This is a genomic window from Ensifer adhaerens (genome assembly GCF_002007205.1).
Taxonomy (GTDB): Bacteria; Pseudomonadota; Alphaproteobacteria; order Rhizobiales; family Rhizobiaceae; genus Ensifer; species Ensifer adhaerens_D.
Genome location: NZ_LAZS01000009.1, coordinates 147195 through 167520, shown reverse-complemented (window position 1 = coordinate 167520; position 20326 = coordinate 147195). Strand labels below are relative to the sequence as shown.

General features: G+C 64.0%; 18 protein-coding genes. 9 read left to right on the top strand and 9 right to left on the bottom strand.

Annotated features, from left to right (window positions below):
• Positions 1 to 99 precede the first annotated feature (99 nt).
• From XB14_RS21520 to XB14_RS21490, 7 genes are all read left to right on the top strand, one after another.
• Positions 100 to 618: a hypothetical protein gene (locus XB14_RS21520; RefSeq protein ID WP_034790260.1), complete on the top strand. Its 519-nt coding sequence runs from the start codon at positions 100 to 102 to the stop codon at positions 616 to 618.
• Complete coding sequence (locus tag XB14_RS21515; RefSeq protein ID WP_077963812.1) at positions 615 to 1790, top strand: class I SAM-dependent methyltransferase; 1176 nt, start codon at positions 615 to 617, stop codon at positions 1788 to 1790. Before XB14_RS21520 ends, XB14_RS21515 begins: the two co-directional genes overlap by 4 nt.
• Complete coding sequence (locus XB14_RS21510; RefSeq protein WP_077963810.1) at positions 1787 to 4147, top strand: SpoIIE family protein phosphatase; 2361 nt, start codon at positions 1787 to 1789, stop codon at positions 4145 to 4147. The genes XB14_RS21515 and XB14_RS21510 overlap by 4 nt, the downstream gene beginning before the upstream one ends.
• Positions 4148 to 4151: 4 nt before the next feature.
• Positions 4152 to 4712 carry a slr1658 superfamily regulator gene (locus tag XB14_RS21505; RefSeq protein WP_057255453.1) on the top strand — a complete coding sequence of 187 codons (561 nt, stop codon included), beginning with the start codon at positions 4152 to 4154 and terminating at the stop codon, positions 4710 to 4712.
• 13 nt (positions 4713 to 4725) lie between these two features.
• Complete coding sequence (locus XB14_RS21500; protein WP_077963808.1) at positions 4726 to 5067, top strand: slr1659 superfamily regulator; 342 nt, start codon at positions 4726 to 4728, stop codon at positions 5065 to 5067.
• Positions 5068 to 5306: 239 nt separating this feature from the next.
• Positions 5307 to 5984, top strand: coding sequence for a FadR/GntR family transcriptional regulator (locus tag XB14_RS21495; RefSeq protein WP_077963806.1), 678 nt, complete (start codon positions 5307 to 5309; stop codon positions 5982 to 5984).
• The gene (locus tag XB14_RS21490) at positions 5981 to 7285 is read left to right on the top strand and encodes a CynX/NimT family MFS transporter (protein WP_077963804.1); all 1305 of its coding nucleotides are present in this window, start codon (positions 5981 to 5983) and stop codon (positions 7283 to 7285) included. Before XB14_RS21495 ends, XB14_RS21490 begins: the two co-directional genes overlap by 4 nt.
• Before the next feature lie 93 nt (positions 7286 to 7378).
• Here XB14_RS21490 and XB14_RS21485 read toward each other — a convergent pair whose 3' ends face one another.
• Positions 7379 to 8593, bottom strand: a complete 1215-nt coding sequence (locus tag XB14_RS21485) for an MFS transporter (protein WP_077963802.1) — start codon at positions 8591 to 8593, stop codon at positions 7379 to 7381.
• A gap of 319 nt (positions 8594 to 8912) precedes the next feature.
• On the opposite strand from XB14_RS21485, the gene XB14_RS21480 reads away from it, so the two are divergent.
• Positions 8913 to 10133 carry a helix-turn-helix domain-containing protein gene (locus tag XB14_RS21480; protein WP_077963800.1) on the top strand — a complete coding sequence of 407 codons (1221 nt, stop codon included), beginning with the start codon at positions 8913 to 8915 and terminating at the stop codon, positions 10131 to 10133.
• A gap of 10 nt (positions 10134 to 10143) precedes the next feature.
• Positions 10144 to 10785, top strand: coding sequence for a DUF5074 domain-containing protein (locus XB14_RS21475; RefSeq protein ID WP_077963798.1), 642 nt, complete (start codon positions 10144 to 10146; stop codon positions 10783 to 10785).
• 225 nt (positions 10786 to 11010) lie between these two features.
• Here the strand turns inward: XB14_RS21475 and XB14_RS21470 are convergent, their stop codons facing one another.
• The 8 genes from XB14_RS21470 to XB14_RS21435 form a co-directional block, all read right to left on the bottom strand.
• Complete coding sequence (locus XB14_RS21470) at positions 11011 to 11841, bottom strand: alpha/beta fold hydrolase (protein ID WP_077963796.1); 831 nt, start codon at positions 11839 to 11841, stop codon at positions 11011 to 11013.
• A gap of 86 nt (positions 11842 to 11927) precedes the next feature.
• Positions 11928 to 13529, bottom strand: coding sequence for an MFS transporter (locus tag XB14_RS21465; RefSeq protein ID WP_077963794.1), 1602 nt, complete (start codon positions 13527 to 13529; stop codon positions 11928 to 11930).
• Complete coding sequence (locus tag XB14_RS21460) at positions 13526 to 13912, bottom strand: DoxX family protein (protein ID WP_077964048.1); 387 nt, start codon at positions 13910 to 13912, stop codon at positions 13526 to 13528. The genes XB14_RS21465 and XB14_RS21460 overlap by 4 nt, the downstream gene beginning before the upstream one ends.
• 214 nt (positions 13913 to 14126) lie before the next feature.
• Positions 14127 to 14414, bottom strand: coding sequence for a XapX domain-containing protein (locus XB14_RS21455; RefSeq protein WP_143348482.1), 288 nt, complete (start codon positions 14412 to 14414; stop codon positions 14127 to 14129).
• A 244-nt stretch (positions 14415 to 14658) separates the two neighbouring features.
• On the bottom strand, positions 14659 to 15564 hold the full coding sequence (locus tag XB14_RS21450; protein WP_077963790.1) for a helix-turn-helix domain-containing protein: 906 nt from the start codon (positions 15562 to 15564) through the stop codon (positions 14659 to 14661).
• Positions 15565 to 15800: 236 nt separating this feature from the next.
• A complete protein-coding gene (locus tag XB14_RS21445) occupies positions 15801 to 16709 on the bottom strand; it encodes a helix-turn-helix domain-containing protein (protein ID WP_077963788.1) in 909 nt (302 codons plus the stop codon).
• 120 nt (positions 16710 to 16829) lie between these two features.
• Positions 16830 to 17720: a helix-turn-helix domain-containing protein gene (locus tag XB14_RS21440; protein WP_077963786.1), complete on the bottom strand. Its 891-nt coding sequence runs from the start codon at positions 17718 to 17720 to the stop codon at positions 16830 to 16832.
• Positions 17721 to 17976: 256 nt separating this feature from the next.
• Complete coding sequence (locus tag XB14_RS21435; RefSeq protein WP_077963784.1) at positions 17977 to 20232, bottom strand: hypothetical protein; 2256 nt, start codon at positions 20230 to 20232, stop codon at positions 17977 to 17979.
• Positions 20233 to 20326 lie beyond the last annotated feature (94 nt).

The window sequence follows — 20326 nt, the reverse complement described above, 5'->3', positions numbered from 1 at the left end:
GGTTGTTTGATGCGAGATCCGGGGGGTACGTGGTTAGAAATCATTATAGAAAGTGGTTTATGGCCGTGGCAGAGTTCGGGGTGCGGAGGGCATTGCTGCATGGGTGCTAGTGTCAACAAGACCACGGAGACGGCTTTCGAGCCCTTGCTTCAGTTCGATATGGAGATGGAAGATTTCCTCTCGGACTGGCACCATTGCGACCATGTTTCGAGCTACCTCGCGCGTATGATCAGCCACAACCGGACCGATCCGGTACGGCATTCGAACTTCTTTTCCTCCGCGCTCAACGAGCTTCTCGAGGTTTCATTTCGCGGCGGCACCACCGACGGCAAGATCGGGTTGTCGATCTATCGCCAAGGCGCCACGGAGCGGGTTCAGCTGAGCTTCCCCTGCCCGCCGGGCCAGGCGCGCTTCTATCGTGAAGCGGTATCGAAAACCCGTGAGAGCGATGCCCAGGCCCGCTATCTCGACGCCATTTCCAACGACCTTGCCCCCAGCCGGGAATCGGTGCTTCTGGACCTCGCTGTGAACTACGACGCCCGCCTCCGGCTTGACGAGGATGCGGCTCCGGCTATCACCCTGATCGTGGATCTTCCTCTTGAAGGAATGGTGAGTTGATCGCGGCGGGCCTTCCTCAGCGTTTCAAGGTCGGTTTTGACCCGAACAGCCAGATCTTCTCGCTTGCCGGAACGATTCGACCGCGTTCGATCGATGAAATCGCCGAGAGCATCCATGCGCTGAGGGAAGCGATCGATGCGGTGCGCGGCGTTCTCTATATCGATGTGAAGCGCCTCATCCAGATGAACAACACGGCCTTCCAGGCCTTCATCCGGGTCGCCCTCGACGCCTGCCGCGAGCGATCGGACCTGCGTCTGGTCATCGTCACGTCAAGCGTCGTCAGCTGGACGACGCGCATGTTCCGGCACCTGAGCACGATCGAGCCGCAGATCTCCGTCGAGGTCTATGATTCGATGTTCTATCCCGGCCAGGACTACTTCGAGGATACGAGCTTCATTCCAATTCTCCGCGCGCAGACGAAATTGACCTGGCGCCACGAGCGCACTATCCTGCCGCGCCACGGCATGCGGCCCGGCATCGCCGTGGCCGACATCTGCTGCGGCATCGGCGATTTCGCCGTGCTTGCGCAGAAGGAGTTCCAGCCGGCGCGGATCGTCGCGCTCGACCACTCCAAGCCGAGCCTCGCCTATGCCCGAAAGGTGGCCGCCGAGTTCGGCGTGACGGGTATCGAATACACCTACGGCGACGCGTCGGAGATGCTGCTTGAGGACAACCAGTTCGACTTCGTGGCCTGCCGCCACTCGGTGCAGGTCTTCAATCAGCCGGAGCTGCTTCTCAAGGAACTCTACAGGATCGTGAAGCCGGGCGGCCGGGTCTACATCACCAACGAGAAGAACTCGCACTGCCTCGGCGAGCCGCGGGCGCAAAGCATCCAATGGACCTACAATGAGCTCGCACGGCTTTTGAGTAATTTCGAGATAGATGTGGAGTTCGGGCCAAAGAGCCGGCGCTATCTTGCCGACACGGGCTTCGACGACATCCTGGTCGAATCCTTCATGGTCACCAATCTGGATGGTGACCCACAGGATTTCGCCGATATCATCGCCGGCTGGGAGAAGATGTTTGCGGACATGGCGATGAGACACGGCGAAGCACCCGAATTCATCGAGCGGTTCCGCCAAGGCTTCCGGGATCACATCTTCGCTGCGCTGCATCCGAAGGGCTATGCGGGCTGGCCGATCTGGGCGGCGTCCGGGCGCAAACCACTATGAGCGCAAGCAATATCCAACGTCCCTGGTTTGGTTTGAGATCCTTTCGCGCCAAGTTCGTGCTGGTGGTCGGCAGCGCCGTGCTCTTCGACCTCCTGCTAACAGGCGGTCTGGCGCTCTGGAACGTTCAAAGATTGTCGCGTGACGCGACGACGGAGGTCGGACAGGGCCTGCAAAAGGCCAACGAAGATTACATGCTCACCTACGCGGTTTCGACCGCCGCGCGGGTTAATCTTCTGCTCGGCCAGGTTCACGCCGACGTCGCCACGCTCGCGGGCGTGCTGCAAGCGCAGATCGACCGCCCCGTGCGCAGGTCCGACGTGGGGGAGGCACTTGCCCGGCATGCACCGGAATCCGTTACCGTCACTTACGATCCCAAAGGTGGGTGGGCGCAGAACCTTCCGGGACAGCTCTCGAGCGTAAGCGTTTGGAGCTATCTCCTTGGCCCCGACCACCGGCCGCTACCCGAGGTGCAGACCGATATCGAGAACAGCGCCGTTCTCGATCTGGTTGCTCCCGCCCTGCTTGCGCACGGCCGCTCCAAACTGCAGATGTACTATGTCGGGCCAAAAGAACGGCCGATCTTGCGGATGGCGCCCTATGCCGATCAGGCGCAGACGTTCGACCGTCTCTACCCCGGTCACAACGAAGCCAACTTCTGGAGCTTCTTCTTCCCCGGCCTCTACGAGTCCTGGGAGGAATGGGCGAAGCATCCGAACCTCAGGCCCGTTGCAGCCGATACCACGCAAACGCAACCTTACACCGATGCCGCCTCGGGCAAACTGATCGTCAGTTTCTTCCAGCCGCTCTGGACGCCCGACCGCAAGGGTGTCGCCGGAGCGACCGGAACCGATATCACGCTCGATCAACTGGCCGAGGTTGTCGAAAGCGTCAAAGTCGGCGACAGTGGCTTCGGATTTCTTGTGATGTCCGACGGCAATGTGCTTGCCATCAATCCAGTCGGCGAAAAGGTAATCGGCCTGCAGCGGTCGAGCGACACTGGTGGACAAGGCGTCACGGGGTTGGAGCGCTCGCTGCGCCGCAGCGTACAGCCCGCGATCACAGAGCTGCCGCTTGGCTCCGATGGCGCCATTCAGCGGGTACTACTCGACGAGGGCGGTGAGAAGGTCCCCTATCTCATTCTCCTGAAGCAGCTCGAGCCAGAGAACTTCTGGGTGTCCGGTCCGGTGCGCCGCGAGACCATGTCGATTGGCATCGTCGTGCCGGAGCGGGAAATCTATGCCTCACTGTTTGCGGCGCAGGCGAGTATCTCTGAAGCGACGAACCGCATCCTCATCTATCAGATCCTGGCCCTGCTCGCTTCGCTGCTGTTCGTCACGCTCGCCGTGTTCGGCATTTCCAAGCGCGTTACCCGCGGCATCAGCGCGCTCGCCGGAGCGGCGACCCGCATCGAAGCGAAGGATTATTCCGTCCGTGTGCCCATTACGACGCGCGACGAAGTCGGTGAAGCCGCCATCGCCTTCAACCGCATGGCCGAAGAGATCAGCTACCACACCGAGAACCTCGAAAACCTGGTGACCGAACGCACCAAGCAGCTCGAGGACGCCAACCACCAGATTTCGACGCTGAATACCCAACTGCGCAGTGAGAACCTGCGCCTTGGGGCCGAACTCGCCGTCGCCAAGCAGATCCAGATGATGGTGCTGCCGAAGGCCGGCGAGCTCGCGGAAATCGCCGACCTCGAGATCGCCGCCTATATGCGGCCGGCCGACGAGGTGGGAGGCGACTACTACGACGTGCTGCGTGACGGCGAGCGGCTTAAGATCGGCATCGGCGACGTGACCGGTCATGGCCTTGAAAGCGGTGTGCTGATGCTGATGGTGCAGTCGGTCGCCCGCGCCCTGCAGGAAGCCGGCGACATGGAGCCGGAGCAGTTCCTCAACCGCCTCAACCGCGCCATCTACAAGAACATCGTGCGCACCAACACCGACAAGCACCTGTCGCTAGCCTTCCTCGACTACGACCACGGCCGCCTGACGCTGTCGGGGCAGCACGAGGAGCTGATCGTGGTGCGCAAGGGTGCCGAAATCGAGCGGATCGACACGCTGGACCTCGGCCTGCCGATCGGTCTCGAATCGGATATTTCGCGCTTCGTCGCCACCCGCGAGATATCCTTCGGCCGCGGCGACATGATCGTGCTACACACGGACGGCGTGACCGAGGCGGCGAACGCCAAGGGCGAACTGTTCGGCATCGAGCGGCTGTGCGCAAGCGCCGGAAAGTTTTACGGACAAAGCGCCGAGGACGTCAAAGCGGGCATCATCGACGACCTGATGGCGCATATCGGCAAGCAGAAGATATATGACGACATCACGCTCGTCGTCATGAGACACAGGTGATCAGATGACCACGCTCTACGGACTGGCGGACCTGACGATCGGTGCCCACCAGAAGATGACCCGGCTGCGTCTCTACGACGGGCCGCTCGATCTCAGCTGGAAGCATTGCGCCATGGCTTCGGATTTCGTCGCCGAACTGGCGGCGCTGCGCTACCGCGCCTCGCGCAACACCTATCGGGAAGTGCGCCACAATATCGGCTACCTGACCAACGAGCTGGTCGAGAATGCCGTGAAGTTCCGCGCCTCCGGTTCTGTCGTCGTCGAGGCTGCCCTCGAGGGCCACAGCTTCCGCACGAAGGTGTCGAATGTGATCGACAACGAAGCGGCCGCCCGCTTCCAGGAACTGCTTTCCGAGATCGCCGACGGCGATCCCGGCGACTTGCTCATCGAGCGTATCGAGGCAAACGCAACCGGGCTCGGCAAGAGCGGCTCGGGGCTTGGTCTTTTGACGCTGATGAGCGATTATGGCGTTCGTTTCGCTTGGGTTTTTGGCGCTCAGGGTGACGACGGCGAAACCTCCTTGGAGACCTATGCCTCCATTGCGGTCCCAGACCTCTCGAACTGATGAGCCGGTGAACATGGAAAACAAGGACGAAGAAGAGTATCGCGTTTGGTCCGAAGGCAACGATATTCATTTCGAAGGCACCATGCGGTTGCCGGGAACGGAAGCCTATGCCCCGATCTTCTCGACGGTGATGGGCGTACTGGAAACCGAGCCTGAGCACGTCACGATCGACCTCACCGAACTGCAATTCCTGAACTCGTCCGGGATCAACCTGCTCGCCAAGCTGACGATCGAGGCGCGCAACCGCCCGAACGTGCAATTGACGGTGCGCGGGACCTCGGAGATCCCCTGGCAGTCGAAGTCGCTGCCGAACCTCAAGAAACTGCATCCCGGCCTCGATCTCAAGCTCAACTGAGATCGCCGGGCTCTCGGCACTAAGCGCCCTGGCTACAATCCAGACGACTCCTGGTGCGCCGGCATCCGGCGCGCCTTGGTAGCTAGCGCTCGCATCAGGGATGCTTTGCGCCCCGCGCGGGGCCAACCGATTGGCGTGCGTTTCGCCAGGTTTGATGGCTTCGGCATCCATTGCCGTGCTTGACTCCCGTGGTGCGCGAGCCTAAGCCTCAAATCATCTGATGACTTGATGAGCAGACGATGCAACCGATCAATCGCACCAATCTCACCGAGAGCACGGCCGAAAGCCTCAGGGTGGAAATCTTGAGCGGCCGCTGGGCCATCGGCGAACGCATTCCCAACGAGACGGCGCTGACCGAACTTCTGGCGGTGAGCCGTGGTACCGTGCGTGAGGCCGTTCGGGTGCTGATCTCGAAGGGCCTTCTCGACGCCCGCCAGGGTTCCGGCACCTATGTCCGCTCGACGGTCGATACCTCGGGCGCGCTCGACCGCGTCAAGCGATCGGGCTTGCGCGACCAGTGGGAAGCGCGCGCGGCCCTTGATGTGGAAGCTGCAAGACTGGCGGCGCTGCGTCATACGCCCGAAGACCTCGAACGCATGATCCGCCTGCTGAACGCGCGCGGCAACGTTGCAAATGGCGGACGCGATGCCTTCGGCCGGCGTGACATCGCCTTCCACCGATCGATCGTCGAGGCCTCCGGCAACAGGGCCATCGTCGAGCTCTATGATTTCTTCACATCGGCCATCCTCGAAACCATCCACTCGACGCTGTCAGGCGATCTGCCGGAGCCGGACGACCGGGCCCATGCGGCGATCGTCGAGGCCATCGCGACCGGTGATCCGGACAAGGCTGCGGCCGCAGTCCGATCCTTCATGGCCCCCGTCCTTGCTGAACTCGAACGGCTCCTTTCCCAATGAACCAGAGCTTCCGTGAACCGCACAAGGCCGAGGCCGCCGAAGGGCTGGAGCTCGAGGACCAGCTCATCGACGCCGAGGCCGACAGCCTGCCGGCGCCGCAGCCGCCGACCTTGAGCCGCAGCGCCCGCATCCTGCTCGGCGCCAGCCTCGTCCTCATCGCCTTCAATCTCAGGCCGCTGTTTTCAAGCCTCTCGGTGCTGCTACCCGAGGTGATGCAGGCGACCGGCCTTTCCACCGCCGGCGCCAGCGTGCTCACCACCCTGCCGGTGCTTTGCCTCGGGCTCTTCGCCCCGCTTGCGCCGAAGCTCGCCCAACGTTTCGGCGCCGAGCGCACCCTCCTCGGCGTACTCGTCCTCCTGACGCTCGGCACGGGCCTGCGCGGCGTTCAATCCGTGCCGCTGCTTTTCCTTTCGACCTTTGCAGCGGGTGCCGCGATCGCGATCGGCAATGTGCTGCTTCCCGGCCTCGTCAAACGCGACTTTCCCGACCGGGCCGCGATGATGACGGGCCTCTACACCATGGCGCTCTGCGCGGGTGCTGCCAGTGCGGCCGGGCTGACGCTCACGATCGAACACCATGTCGTCGGTTCCTGGTCCGGTGCACTTGCCGCCTGGGCGATCCCGGCTTTGGTCGTGCTTTTGATCTGGGCGCCGCAGGCACTGCGCGGCAAGGCGCAAGCCCGCCACAGCGGTTTCCGCGTCGTCGGTCTCTGGCGCGATCGGCTTGCCTGGCAGGTGACGCTGTTCATGGGACTGCAATCGGCACTTGCCTATTGCGTCTTCGGCTGGATGGCACCGATCCTAAGGGAGCGTGGTCTCGATGCGGCAACCGCCGGTGCGGTCGTCTCGATCTCGATTATGATGCAGGTCGTCACCTGCCTTGCTGTGCCCTCCTTCGCCGTCCGGCGCCGGGACCAGCGGGCGGTCTGCGTGGCGCTGGTGGCCGCCGCCGTCATCGCGCTGATCGGCATCCTCTTCGCGCCGCTTTCGACGGTGCTCGTCTGGGCGGTGCTGCAGGGCGTCGGCCAGGGCGGCCTGATCGCCGCGGCGATGACCCTCATCGTACTGCGCTCCCCCGATTCCCATGTGGCAGCGCACCTCTCCGGCATGGCCCAGGGCGTCGGCTACGTGCTCGCCGCCATCGGCCCCTTGCTCGTCGGCTTCATCCGCAGCTGGACCGGCAGCTTCGCCGCCAGCGCCGTCCTCTTCATCGCACTCGGCATCGGCGTGGCGATCATGGGCCTCGGCGCCGGCCGGGCGCTCCATGTCGGCGCACGGACGGTGAGAATCGACGAACGCTGAGACGGACACGTATCGCTCGGCTATGGCCTACAACGACCCGAACGGGCTCCGCCTTCCCAGGTGGAGCCCTTTTTCTCTGTCAGCGCACTCATATTACGCCGCAGCAACCGCCGGCTGGTAGCGCGGTGCCGGCCTGAAGGTGAGCGCGATCAGGAATGCGCCAAGCCCGATGCCCCAGGAGCCGACATAGAGCCAGGTATAGCTCGCCATCGCATCGTAGATTAGGCCGCCGGCAACCGGTCCCGTCGCCATGCCGAGGCTGCCGGCCATGGCCGTTCCGCCGATTACCGTCCCCATCATCCGCAAGGGGAAATTCTCGCGGGCAAGCACCGCATAGAGCGGCATGACGCCCGCATAGATGAAGCCGAACAGCGCGGCGACCGCGTAGAACGAGCCGAGCCCGGCGGCAAAGACATAGGCGAGCGCTCCGAAGGCCTGGGCGAGCAACCCTAGAACGAGAACGCGCTTGGCTCCGAAGCGATCGCCGAGCAGACCGAAGACGACGCGGCCGCCCATGCCGGCGAGCCCCTCGACGCTGTAGATCGACACAGCAGCCATGACAGGAATACCGCAGGTGATGGCGTAGCTCACCGTATGGAAGATCGGGCCGGAATGGGTGGCGCAGCAGAAGAAGTTGGTCAGGAGCAGGATGATGAAGAGCGGCGATTTCAGCACCTGGCTGGTCGTCATCGATGACTGCGGCTCTTGCTCGGGCGAGGCCGCGGCAGCGTCCCCGGCAAGTGCCGGCGCCTGGCGGACGAGAAACGAGAGCGGGATCATGATGACGGCAACGACCAGCGCGATGATCTGTAGCGCGGTTCTCCAGTCGTAGGCGGAAACCAGCCAGGCGGCAAAGGGCGACATCGTCATCGGCGCCATGCCCATGCCGGCCGAGACGAGGGAGACGGCGAGGCTCCGATGCGTGTCAAACCAGCCGGTGACGCAGGCCATCATCGGCGCGAAGATCGCCGCCGTCGCGGTGCCGACGACGACGCCGAAGAGGATCTGGAAGGCGATCAGCGAGGTCGCCCAGCTTGCTGCCATCAGGCTGACGGCCAAGAGCACCGAGCCGATGAGCACGATCGGACGCGCGCCCCAACGGTCGGAAAGGCTGCCCCAGGCGATGCTGGCAAAGGCCATGGCCAGGAAACCGATGGTCATGGCGCTCGAAACGCCTGTCACCGACCACCCGGTCTCGCGCGAGATCGGCAGCAGGAACACCGGAAGCGAAAACATGGCGCCGATCGCCAGACAGCCGAGCAGGCCGCCTGCCGCCACGATGACCCAACGGTAATGCGAATTGGTCATTGCAATCTCCTTTAAGCCGCCCGGCCGGACATCCGGCCACGCCGATAAATCTGCAACCTGGTCGCACGGCGGACCACGTCGGGATCTCTCCCCTTCTCCGCCCCTGTGAAAGACGCTCCGTCCGTCGCCAATCCGACACGAGCTTCGCAAGAATTTCATGATAATTGCAGATTCACGGTCGACGCAGCCTTCGAGACGCGCGTCCGGCTGTTTCCGCTTGATTGTGCGACAAAGCTTCTCTCTGTTGTCCGTTGCCACCGGAGAGATAGATAAAGGCTGGCACACGGCTTGCGGGAGTGACAAGTGTGACGGGATTTCGATGGATTCGCTGATCACCGCCGCGGCGCGGGCGCTGGCCGCAGGCGATCCGCTCGGCGCGCTGAAGCGGGTGGCGTTGCGCGACGATCCGCCGGCACTGGCGCTGCGCGGCATCGCCATGGCCCAGCTTGGAGACTTCGTCCGCGCCAAGGCCCTGTTGAAGAGCGCCGCACGCGCTTTCGGCCCACGGCAGCCCGTGGCGCGAGCGCGCTGCATCGTCGCCGAGGCGGAGATCGCCATCGTCTCCCGCGATCTTTCCTGGCCGATGAAAGCGCTCGACGCTGCCCGTTTAACGCTCGAAACCCATGGCGACTACCTCAATGCCGCCCACGCCAGCAATCTTGGCGCGCGGCGGCTGCTGCTCATCGGCCGGCTGGACGAGGCTGAGCGCCTGCTTGCCGGCATCGATACGGTGCGGCTGACACCGCCGCCGAGGGCCGCCCACGAACTGGCGCTCGCCGGCATCGCCGTGCGCCGGTTGCGAACCGAGGCCGCAGCCGCAGCCTTCAGGCGGGCGATGGACGCCGCAACCGCGAGCGGCATTCCGGCTCTGATCCTGGAGGTAGAAAACGCGGCTGCCGTCCTCGAAGCGCCGGCCGCCCGCCTCCTGACGGATGGGGAAGAACGCTCGCTGCGGCTTCACGAGGTCGAGCAGCTTCTTGCATCCGGCGCCCTGGTCGTCGATGCCTGCCGGAACCTTGTCCGTCGGGAAGCGACGGTGTGCTCGCTTGCCACCCGTCCGGTGCTCTTTGCGCTGGCGCGCGCGCTCGGCGAAACCTGGCCAGGAGACGTCTCGCGCCGTGCCTTGCTCGCAAGGGCCTTCGGCGCACGGCATGTCGACGAATCCCATCGGGCAAGGTTGCGCGTCGAAATCGGCCGGCTGCGCGAGGAACTGCGCCCGCTGGCGGATATCAAGGCGACCAGCGAAGGCTTCCGGCTGGTACCGCACGGCAAGCACAAGGTCGTCGTCCTTGCACCGCCCGTCGACGAGCGGCATGCGACGATGCGGGCGCTGCTGGCGGACGGCGAGGCCTGGTCCAGTTCGGCGCTCGCGATCGCACTCGACGCCAGCGCGCGCACCGTGCAACGGGCACTTGAAGAACTCGCCGCGCAAGGCAAGGTTCTGCCGATCGGGCGCGGGCGGGCCAGGCGCTGGATCGTGCCGCCCGTTGCCGCTTTCCCGACAGTCTTGTTACTCCCCGGCCCTTTGCCAAACGAATAGGATCAGGCCCATGAAACGATCCGAAGCAGAAATCCTCCAAGAATATGGCCCGTTCCCCGGGGCAGCCCAAGTCCACGGTGTCACCTTCGACGGACGCAACGTGTGGTACGGCGCTGGCGACACCATCAACGCCTTCGACCCGGCAAATGGCGCGCCGGTTCGCTCGCTCGATGTCGCGGCACATGCCGGCACTGCCTTCGACGGCAAGCACCTGTTCCAGATCGCCGAGGATCGCATCCAGAAGGTCGATCCCGAAACCGGCCGGGTCTTGGCGACGATCCCCGCGCCCGGCCGAGGCGGCGATTCCGGCCTCGCCTGGGCCGAAGGCACGCTCTGGGTCGGACAGTACCGGGACAGAAAGATTCACCAGATCGATCCCGAGACCGGCGCGATCCTGCGCACGATCGAATCCAAGCGGGTCGTGACCGGCGTGACCTGGGTCGACGGCGAACTGTGGCACGGCACCTGGGAAGGCGACGAGAGCGACATCAGGCGCATCGACCCGGAAACGGGAACAGTGCTGGAAACGCTCGTCATGCCATCCGGAACAGGGGTCTCGGGGCTGGAGTCCGACGGGGGCGACCGCTTCTTCTGTGGCGGCGGTCCAAGTGGCGTCATCCGGGCCGTTCGCCGGCCGAAACGCCCGCGCTGAAGACACTCACGATGGATTTCCGGGCGACCGGCGCGGCAGCGCACCGCTGTCAATGCGGCGCCGGCACTACAGCGCCGAGCGCCGTCTCAGGCGCATAAAGGCGCTGTAGCGCTTCGAAGCGCTGCATGTCCCATCTGCAGAACCGGCAACGAGTTGCGGAAACATGCAGTAGCGTTGTCCCGGCACGGTCCGCAATACCCGGACATCGCGGACCGTGCCCGAGCTTTAGGCCTTAATGAAGGCGAGCAGGTCGGGATTGATGACATCGGCATGGGTTGTCAACATGCCATGTGGATAACCTTCATAGACCTTGAGCGTGCCGTTCCTCAGGAGCTTGACAGACAGTCGTGCGCTGTCGTCGATCGGCACGATCTGGTCGTCGTCGCCATGCATGACCAGCGTCGGCACGTCGATCGCCTTCAGGTCTTCGGTGAAGTCGGTTTCGGAGAAGGCCTTGATGCCTTCGTAGTGCGCCTTGGCGCTGCCCATCATGCCCTGGCGCCACCAGTTCCGGATGACGCCTTCCGATACCTCGGCACCCGGGCGGTTGTAGCCGTAGAACGGGCCGGCCGGAACGTCGAGGAAGAACTGGGCGCGGTTGGCGGCAAGCGCCGCCCGGAAGCCGTCGAACACCTCGATCGGCAGGCCGCCCGGGTTGTTCTCCGTCTTGACCATGATCGGCGGCACGGCGCCGACGATGATCAGCTTGGAAACCCTGCCGCCGCCGTGGCGCGCCACGTAAGCCACGGCTTCGCCGCCACCGGTGGAGTGGCCGATATGGATGGCATCGCTGAGGCCGAGCTTGGTGGTCAGCGCCGCAACATCCTTCGCGTAGTGTGCAATGTCGTGGCCCTCGCTCACCTGCGTCGAACGGCCATGGCCGCGGCGGTCATGGGCGATGACGCGGTAGCCCTTGCTGACGAAGTAGAGCATCTGCGTATCCCAGTCGTCCGCCGAAAGCGGCCAGCCGTGGTGAAAGACGATGGGCTGGCCCGAGCCCCAATCCTTGTAGAAGATATCGACGCCGTCTTCAGTCCTGACGAAGTTCTCGGTCATGGGAACGGTTCCTTTGTTTGGGTTGGGTGTATGTCTTCAAGATGTGCTCCCCGGCGCGGGATCCGCGCCGGGACGTGCGGTCCGCGTCAACCGAGATGGGGGTGGTTGATCGCGAGAAAGTGGTTGACGACCGGCGCGGCCGGTCCCCTGTGATAGCGGCGAACATCGTCCTGAATGTCGGCATCGGCCTTGGAGACGCGCTTGTGCTGGCGCAGATGCTCCGCCCAGGATTCGACCATGAACCATTCGACCAGCCGTCCGGGATCGGCAGCATCCTCGGTCACGCCCCAGCCATAGGCACCGTCGCGCCGCCGCTCGTGCGACAGGCGGGCCAGCGCCTTCAGGAACTCGGACCGATCCGCCTTGTCGACCGTGTATTCGATCAGGACGAGAACCGGGCCGCGGTCGTGTTCGACCGGCTCGCTGGTCAGGGGCTCCGGCCAATGGTTGGAAGGCACCAGGTCCGCCTCGCCTTTCGGCAGTTTCATGGCGTGGAAGGCCAGCCCGACGCAGAGAAGGCCGATGGCCGCCACCGCCAGGGTAAAGGGCACGCCGATCGCCTCGGCGGTCGCGCCCCAGGCTAGGCTGCCGCCGGTCATCGCACCGTTGAAAACGGTCAGATAGACGGCGAGCGTGCGGCCGCGCACCCAATTGGGAAGGATCGATTGCGCGGTGCTGTTCAGCGTCGTCAGCGCCGTGATCCAGGCGGCACCGCAGACGAGCAGCGCCGCCACCGCCACCCATTGCGCCGGCGCGAAGGAGAGCACGCCCATGACGGCGGCGGTAAGGATCGCGGACAAAAGCAACAGCCCGTCGGCATCCGTCCGGGCCCGCAGGCGCGGCATCACCAGCGCGCCACCGATCGCGCCCGCGCCGACGGCGCCGAGCAGGATGCCGTAGAAGCTGGCGCCACCGCCAAGGAGCTGACGGGCGATCAGCGGCAGCAGCGCCCAGATCGCGCTCGAAAAGGCGAAGAACACCGCCGCACGCAAAAGCACCACATGCAGCTCACGGCTGGCGCGCGCATAACGCAAACCGGCGCGGAAGGCGCCGAGGAAGCGCTCGGCAAGCACGTCGTCCTCCGGCACCTGCCGCCGCCACCAGGCAAGAGCGGCTATGACGAAGACATAGCTGATGACGTCGACGCCATAGGTCACGGCTGCGCCGAACCAGGCAAGCAGCAGGCCGCCAAGCGCCGGACCGATCGCGCGGGAGATGTTGATGCCAAGCGAGTTCAGCGCGACCGCGCCCTTGACGTCCTGCCGCGACACGAGCTCCGGTACGATCGCCTGCCAGGTGGGCGCAACCAGAGCCGCACCGATGCCGCCGACAAAGGTGAGCGCGATCAGCGAGGTCACCGATTGCAGCCCGGAGGCGGAAAGCAGCAACAGGCAGAGGCTCGCGGAGGCGAGCAGGAACTGCACGACGATCAGGAACTTGCGCCGGTCGAGAATATCCGAGAGCACGCCGGCGGGAATGGCGAGCAGAAAGATCGGCAGCGTCGCGGCCGCCTGGATCATCGACACGGCGGCGGGCGTTGCCGACAGGTCGGTGACGAGCCAGGAGCTCGCGACATCGCGGATGAAGCTGCCGGTGTTGCCGATGATCGTCGCCACCCAAAGCACGGCAAAGACCTTCTGGCGCAAGGGCGCGAAGGTGCCGGCATTGCTGGTCGCTGCCTGCGTCACTGGCCGGCCCTCCCCGCGGATACGCGTTCGCGCAGATCATACAACGCAACGAGCACGAATGCGCCGGCTAGACCGATATGTTCGAAGAAGCCGTTGGTCGTCATCGCACGCTCCATGCCGGGCGGCAGCTCCCAGAAGCGGAACGCGAGAAAGGTGGCCGCAAACGTGAAGGCGGCAAGCGCGCCTGCCGCCGCCCAGCGATAGACCCCTGAGAGAATGAGCGCGGACATCGCAAGCTCGAAAACGATGACCCCGACAGCAAAGAGCGGCGCCGGATGCAGACCGAAGTGGTCCATCTCGGCCAGCGCACCCGGGAAGTCGAATATCTTGGTCAACGGTCCCTGTATGTAGGCGGAGCAGAGCGCCAGCAGCCCCAGAAACATGACGCGGTTACCAGAAGGGCCCGGCCGGAAGCGAGCGACGATACGGTTTTCGAGGGAGGAGAGGCTCAATCTTTGTATCCTTGATTTGTTTCCTTGTCAGGCGGCCTTCAACAAACGGGCGGCAGAGCCGCCCTCGTCGGTCTTTCGGCCAGGCGACGGAGTGATCGCCGTCTCGCGGTGGCTGCCGGACCAGCGCGATCAAGTGTCGGCATCGTCAGGCCCTTTCATCCCGAGCAGTCTCGTCGATCGCCTTGCCGGTCGTTGTCTGAGCGCCCGGCAGATGTCCGAACACATGCGGCATGCACTGGCGATTAAACCAGCTGACATTGATCGGCTCGCCCGCGAAGATGCGCTTGAGCAGCGGCACCGACTGCTCGCCGATCAGAATGCCGAGCAGCCCCACGAGCGCAATCACCGGCGGCGCTGGCGAGCGCACGTTCAAGAGAGAATAGATGACCCCGACGAGCAGACCGGCGCCCAGCGAAAGAAGATACATCTTCACCGCCAACTCCTTTGCGGATGACAAGGTCGCTCCGCGCCGTTTCAACGCGGCCGGAGCGTAAAATCCAGATGTCGTGACCTCTTGCTGTTGAAATCGAACTCCGTCTGGAGGGCTTCAACTATGCCGCCGACCGGCGACCGGTTCTTGTCGCCAAAGGTGGATTTTTGAAAATTTCGCTCGCCATGCCGGAGACCGACAATCTGATCCGAGCCGCTTGGCCGCACAACTATACCGACTGGTAGGCCTAGGCTTGTCGGCTGCGGCGCCACAGGCGGGGCGTTGCCCCCGCCGCCTGCACGAAGGCGCGGGTAAAATGGCTCTGGTCCGAAAAGCCACAGGCCGTGGCGATTTCGCTGAGCGGCGTCTGGGTGAACTGCAACAGATCCTTGGCCTTCTCGATCCTCTGGTTCAAAAGCCAGCGATAGGGCGTGCTCCCAAGCGTCTCCCGGAACGCCCTGAGGAACGTCGCCTGCGACAGATTGCAGGTCGCGGCCAGTTCCTCGACGGTCAACTCGCCGTCTAGGCGATCGCGCACGAGATCGCGGATCTTTGCCTGGCAGCGCTGCGACAGTCGCCTGCCGCCGGAAGCCGCATCGCCGCGACCGTTGCCGTACTGGCGAACCACATGCACGCCGATCGCCACCGAGAGCTGGTCGACGAAGAGCGCACTGCGGTCCGTGCGACCGTCGACGCTCGCAAACAGGGCGCACAGCAAGCCACCGAGAACCGGGTCGGCAGGACCGGCAAGCGCGCGCAATTCGCTGACGCCTGCGACATTTGCAGCATCGGCAATGCGGTCGAGCCCGCCGCGGCCGATCTCGAGCAAGGCGAAGTCAAAGGATCCGCTCAAGTCCGCTTTGTAGTCGTCGGCGAAATTCCTGACATAGATGGAATTGGATGCATATTCCTGGACGGTCGAATGATGCGCGCCATGGACGCGGCGCTTGTGGCCTGCGGCGAGCGATAGTCCGATCAGATATCCGCGCCCATTGGCGGGCGTGGCGACCCTGTCGGGCGGTCCAAGGGCCGATCGCTTGCGATAGAAGACCATGTCGCGGCCTTCGATCATCCGGTCGTCGTCGAGACGATCGAGCGAGCATCCGAGACTATCGCGTGGCTGCGGTCCAACCGAGGCAGCGGAGGCATCCATTTTCGTCTTCGCTCCTTGTCCGAACCGACCTCCCAACCCCGATGCCACCATCGAAGCCGCGCGCCGAAAGAGACGAGCGAACGCGGTGCGCATGGGAAGCCTCGGCGCCGTTCATTCTAAGGCTCGCCGGATGGTCCGCTGCGAGCAGCTTCATCATCGCCCGGGCCGCCGCATCATTCTTGCACGTTGTTCATGTGTTTTGAACAATCTGCGCGAGGGCGCGCCCTCTTTACCCGCTATTGTGCCGAGCGATCGACGGCAATGCCGGAGGACCGGTTTCTCCGCCTGAAGCGCGCGGGCGTCTCGCCCGTGTGGCTGGTGAAAACCCTGGTCATGTGGCTCTGGTCGGCAAAGCCGCAACTGATCGCGATTTCGGCGAGGGAGACGTCCTGCGACAGGCACTCCTTGACGCGAGCGACGCGATACTCGGTCAACCACTTCGAGGGTGTGCACCCGAAGCTCTCCTTGAACGCCTTGTTGAAATAGCTGCGCGAGAGCTGGCATCGGGCGGCCAGGTCGCCGATGGAGAAGGGCACGTTGAAGGACGCGACCAGAAACTCGGTCGCCAGCTTTTCCTGCCAGGGTGCGAGTGTGCCCTTCTTGTCGGTGGGAAAATGCAGCCCGCCATAGGTCTGGCTGAGATGGGCAAGCGCGGCCAGATTGATCTGCTCGATGAAAAGCCGGTTGGCGTGCTCGGGCTCGTCGAGCGAGGGCAGCAACGCCTGGGCAAGGCCGAACATGACGGGATCGGCTCGCCCCCTGACCGGCGACAGCGACACGTATTCGCCCCGGCCCGTTCCCTCGGCAAAAGCGCGCATCGAGGTGAAGGGGATCTCAAAGCGGACATTGTCGAAAGGAGAGAGATGGTGGCATCGCCATTGGTCGCGCAGATCCGTGATCGCGATCGAGGCCTTCGCGTCTCCGCCCTCGAAGACGAGTTCGCCACGGCGCCACAGCCGATGCGCCTCGAAGTCACGCATCTCGACGATGACGTTGAAGGCGTCCGAGACCGGCATCTCCGGCGCGACCTCCAGGTCGAACCGATCGGAAAAAGTCCTTGTGACCGTTATGTCGCCGGCGCTGATCGACCTGACCGTGGGACTTGGCGCACGATCGCCTGTGTTCAATCCGTCAAGCAAGGCCATCGGTCGCCATCTCCCGCTTTCCTGCACCGGTTGGAACAGTGCCGCGGATCCTACAATGGCGAGCCGTCGTGAAACAGCGGCAATTCGTTGACGCTGCGTCAAGGGTCAGATGGGCGTTCGTCATTGCAGCCAACGCGCACGCCAAACGGAAGGGGAGACGCCCGTTACCGCGCGAAACGCTTCCGCGAAGCGCTCCTCGTCGGCAAAGCCGCATCGGCGCGCGATATTCGCGGGCGTTCCATCGCCCTCGATCAGATAGCGCTTGGCGCGGCTGATCCGATATCGCATCAGCCATTGTTGCGGCGTCCTGCCGGCGACCGCCTGGAATCCCGTAATGAAACCGTCCTCCGGCACGCCGGCGGCCGCCGCCGCAGCGGCGGACGGGAAATCCTCGTTCCAATGATCAATCATGAAGTCCTTCGCGGCCTTCTCCTGCCACACGGACAGAGCGCTTTCGCCCGAGGCTGTCGCCCGGTCCGGGTAGGCATGCAGGAGATGCGCGCAGATGGCGACGGCGATATGACCCAGGACCGGATCGGCGCCACGGCCGTCTCCTGCAAAGAGCGGCAGCAGAGCCTGGGCAAGGTTCAGCATCACGTCGTCGATTTCACCACGGCGGCAGCGCAGGCTGGTCAACGTCGGGGCGTTCGAATACCCGGCCACTTCGCGAAACAGCGCCCGCGGCAGACGAAAGCCAAGCGAGTCGAGATCGCTGACGAGCCGGACGCTGGCACCTTGCGCCAGGTCGACAAGGCAGATCGACCCCTGCCTGTAGCGCCGCACTTGACCGCCGCCGCCGTCGGGCAACACGTCGCAATGGGCAGCGTCGTCGAAATAAAACATCAGAAAATAGGCATCGTCGGCGGGCAAGGACACAAGGCGACCTGGCGCCCCGTTCAACCGGCACTGCAGCCGCGTTACCGAGAAGCGGGCGTCGCGGACCGGGCGCGCGACGAGAAACGGAGCGTTCGGCTCGCCAAAACATGCTCCAACACCGTTTGGCTCTGTCATTGTCTATCCACCCTCGCCTCCGGGCGATGGAGCACGTTGTTTCCGGCAGACCGCTTCGGCACGCGGGCGATAGCCGCCCCGTGTACCTGCGCAGACTGCCAATCATCGAGAGGAAACATGTCGGCAGCGGCGGTCGATTTCTTGTACCTTCTGCTCACATTTAGCCCGAAACGACCGCTTCGGTGCGAACCCATGTCGGCGTGGTGAAGCCTGAAACGCTGCGGGCCGCGTCGTTGACGCGGCCCGCGATAGGTTTTTACTGCGCTGTGGCTTCGAGGTCGACCTTGTCGAGCAGAAGCGCCGGGTTCTCCGCCGCCCCCATCAATTCGAGGGCTCCGAGGCCGGCCGGCTCCTTGGCCTTGACCGTCAGCGTGAAGGTGCCGGGCTTGCTGATGAACTGGGTAAACGCCGTTGCCACGTCCTGCAGTTTCGGCTGCGTGGCGGCAAAATGCTGGACGCCGGCGCTCGTCATCAGCACCAGCAGGCCGCGCACGCTTTCCTCGGTCATGTGGTTCTCTTCAGCGTAGAGCTTGATGCCCTTGGCAACGATACCCTTGTCTTCCAGCGTGAGTTTCGCCTCCCGCGCGGTCAGGCCGAAGAGCCCGATCTGCGCAGCGTTGAGATCGCCGGAGAAGAAGTCCTTCGAGACGCCGCCCATCAGGCCTGCGAAGGAGAAGCTGCCCATGTCCTTGCCATCGAGCGAGATGTCCTTGATGACGAGGTTCTCGTTGGGCTCATCCCACGACAGTTCGACGTTGGACGAGAAGACCAGCTTGTCGAGACCGATCTTGCGCAGCGTCTTGAAGCCCTCTTCCTGCGTGTCCGCAGGGATCGGAACGCTGAGGTCGCGGTAGCTGACGCGGACGTCCGTCGGGATACCGTTGCGCGGCTTGGTCAGCGCGATTTCATAGGTGTCGAGCGTGAAGCGAACGCGTTCCGGAACGGAAGGCACCGCGGCCTCATCGGCAGGCACCGTAGCCTCTTCTGCTGGCACCGCGGCCTCATCGGCAGGTGTCTCGGCCATCGGGTCTTCCGCCACATCGCCAGGAACTGCCGCATCGCCGGGAACTTCCGCGTCGCTGGCAGCTTCGCCGTCCGTCGCGTCATCCGGCACCTGCTCGGCTTCCGGCGCCTGTTCGGCGCTGACCGACGGATCGGCTTCGGTTTCGGTCGCGCTCTGGTCGTCCTCGACGGCTTCGCTGTCCGTCACGGCCGCCGGGTCGGTGCCGGGCATGTCCACGTCGAGCCCGGCGATGCGGATCGTGCCGAATTCCGGCATCAGCGTGGTGTAGGGGAAGGTCTCGAATTCTTCCTCCTTCAGGCCCGCGAGCTTCGTCAGCGCCTCCATGGTCGGAGCCCAGGAGAAACCCTTGATGCTGGCTTCGGCAAACTTGAAGTAGTCGGTCCCCTCGCCCGCGGTGACACCGTTCATCGTGCCGTCGAAGCTGCGGCCGTTGAGCTGGAACGCCATCTTGTCGACGGCGAGCTTCACAAGCTTGCCCTCAGCACTGTCCTGCTCCGGCACTTCCATCTTCAGGCCGAGCAGTTCCATGTCGCCCTTTGCCAGCATGTCGACAAGCGAAAGGATGCGCTTGAAGAATGCCTGGCGTTCCGCCGGCGGCAGGGCTTCCGGGTCGGTGACAGCCTGGAGTTGCTCGAGCGTTTCGACCAGCGGTTCGGTCGGCATGCGGACGCTGAGGCCGCTGCTGCGCACCTCGTCGTAGCCGAAGCGCGACTTGCTGTCGGAGAAGGCGAGGTTCTTCACCGAGATCGGGCCATAGAGCAGCTTCGGCTCCTTGTCTTCAGGACCGGCCTTTTGCGTGTAGATCCGGGCCATGTAGGCCACATCGAAGCCCTCACCGGTGACGGCGCCCATGGTGCCGTCCATCTTTTCCCGCTTCGTCGCGCCTTCGCCGTCCGGAACGTCCATGGTAAAGGCAAAGGTGGCAGCGCTCGCCGAATAGCGCGCGACGCGGCCGCCGGCGATCTCATCGAGCCGAACATCCTTGTAGACCGTCTTCTGCTCGGAACCGGCAACGTTCTGGACGACGGCGACTTCCGGCGCGGCGACCTGCTTTGCCGCGAAGCGCTCGATGCGCTTCAGCAAATCAGCCTTTTCGCCCTTTGCCGTCAGGCCGGCTGCCAAGAAGTCGGGATCTTCCAGTGTCGCCTCGGGCACGGATAGCTTGGCCGCCTTGAGGTCGAGTTCAAGGCCCTTCACATCGAGCTTGCCGCTTAGCGAGAAGATCTTCGGACGCCCGTCGATTGCCGCGATGCGCGCGCTGACGCCGTCGGCGAAGGGCAACGTGACGTCACGCAGATGAATGCGCCCGAAGAAATCCGCTTCGACCGAGCCGGCCTTGCCACCGCGTTCGGCGATGAAGGTTCCGACCGCCTTTTCAAGCATGAACTTGCCGCCGACCACACCGGCGGCCGCGATCGCGATAACCGCGACTGCAGCCCAAAGCGCTTTGCGACGGCCTTTGCCGGCCCCAATTTCTGTCTCAGCCACGATTTCTGTCCTTTCGTCACACGAAAAATGGAAAGCTCTTGAGTCGTTGGGGTGTGACTAACCATTGGCGCTCTCTTCCGCAAGTTTGGCGGGA

Excerpts from the sequence above, each read along its gene's own strand:
- XB14_RS21500 (WP_077963808.1), top strand. The coding sequence starts at position 4,726 with ATGGAAAACAAGGACGAAGAAGAGTATCGCGTTTGGTCCGAAGGCAAC.
- XB14_RS21470 (WP_077963796.1), bottom strand. The coding sequence starts at position 11,841 with ATGACCGAGAACTTCGTCAGGACTGAAGACGGCGTCGATATCTTCTAC.
- XB14_RS21480 (WP_077963800.1), top strand. The coding sequence starts at position 8,913 with ATGGATTCGCTGATCACCGCCGCGGCGCGGGCGCTGGCCGCAGGCGAT.
- XB14_RS21505 (WP_057255453.1), top strand. The coding sequence starts at position 4,152 with ATGACCACGCTCTACGGACTGGCGGACCTGACGATCGGTGCCCACCAG.
- XB14_RS21510 (WP_077963810.1), top strand. The coding sequence starts at position 1,787 with ATGAGCGCAAGCAATATCCAACGTCCCTGGTTTGGTTTGAGATCCTTT.
- XB14_RS21460 (WP_077964048.1), bottom strand. The coding sequence starts at position 13,912 with ATGTTTCTGGGGCTGCTGGCGCTCTGCTCCGCCTACATACAGGGACCG.
- XB14_RS21490 (WP_077963804.1), top strand. The coding sequence starts at position 5,981 with ATGAACCAGAGCTTCCGTGAACCGCACAAGGCCGAGGCCGCCGAAGGG.
- XB14_RS21520 (WP_034790260.1), top strand. The coding sequence starts at position 100 with ATGGGTGCTAGTGTCAACAAGACCACGGAGACGGCTTTCGAGCCCTTG.
- XB14_RS21450 (WP_077963790.1), bottom strand. The coding sequence starts at position 15,564 with ATGGATGCCTCCGCTGCCTCGGTTGGACCGCAGCCACGCGATAGTCTC.
- XB14_RS21475 (WP_077963798.1), top strand. The coding sequence starts at position 10,144 with ATGAAACGATCCGAAGCAGAAATCCTCCAAGAATATGGCCCGTTCCCC.
- XB14_RS21495 (WP_077963806.1), top strand. The coding sequence starts at position 5,307 with ATGCAACCGATCAATCGCACCAATCTCACCGAGAGCACGGCCGAAAGC.
- XB14_RS21440 (WP_077963786.1), bottom strand. The coding sequence starts at position 17,720 with ATGACAGAGCCAAACGGTGTTGGAGCATGTTTTGGCGAGCCGAACGCT.
- XB14_RS21445 (WP_077963788.1), bottom strand. The coding sequence starts at position 16,709 with ATGGCCTTGCTTGACGGATTGAACACAGGCGATCGTGCGCCAAGTCCC.
- XB14_RS21485 (WP_077963802.1), bottom strand. The coding sequence starts at position 8,593 with ATGACCAATTCGCATTACCGTTGGGTCATCGTGGCGGCAGGCGGCCTG.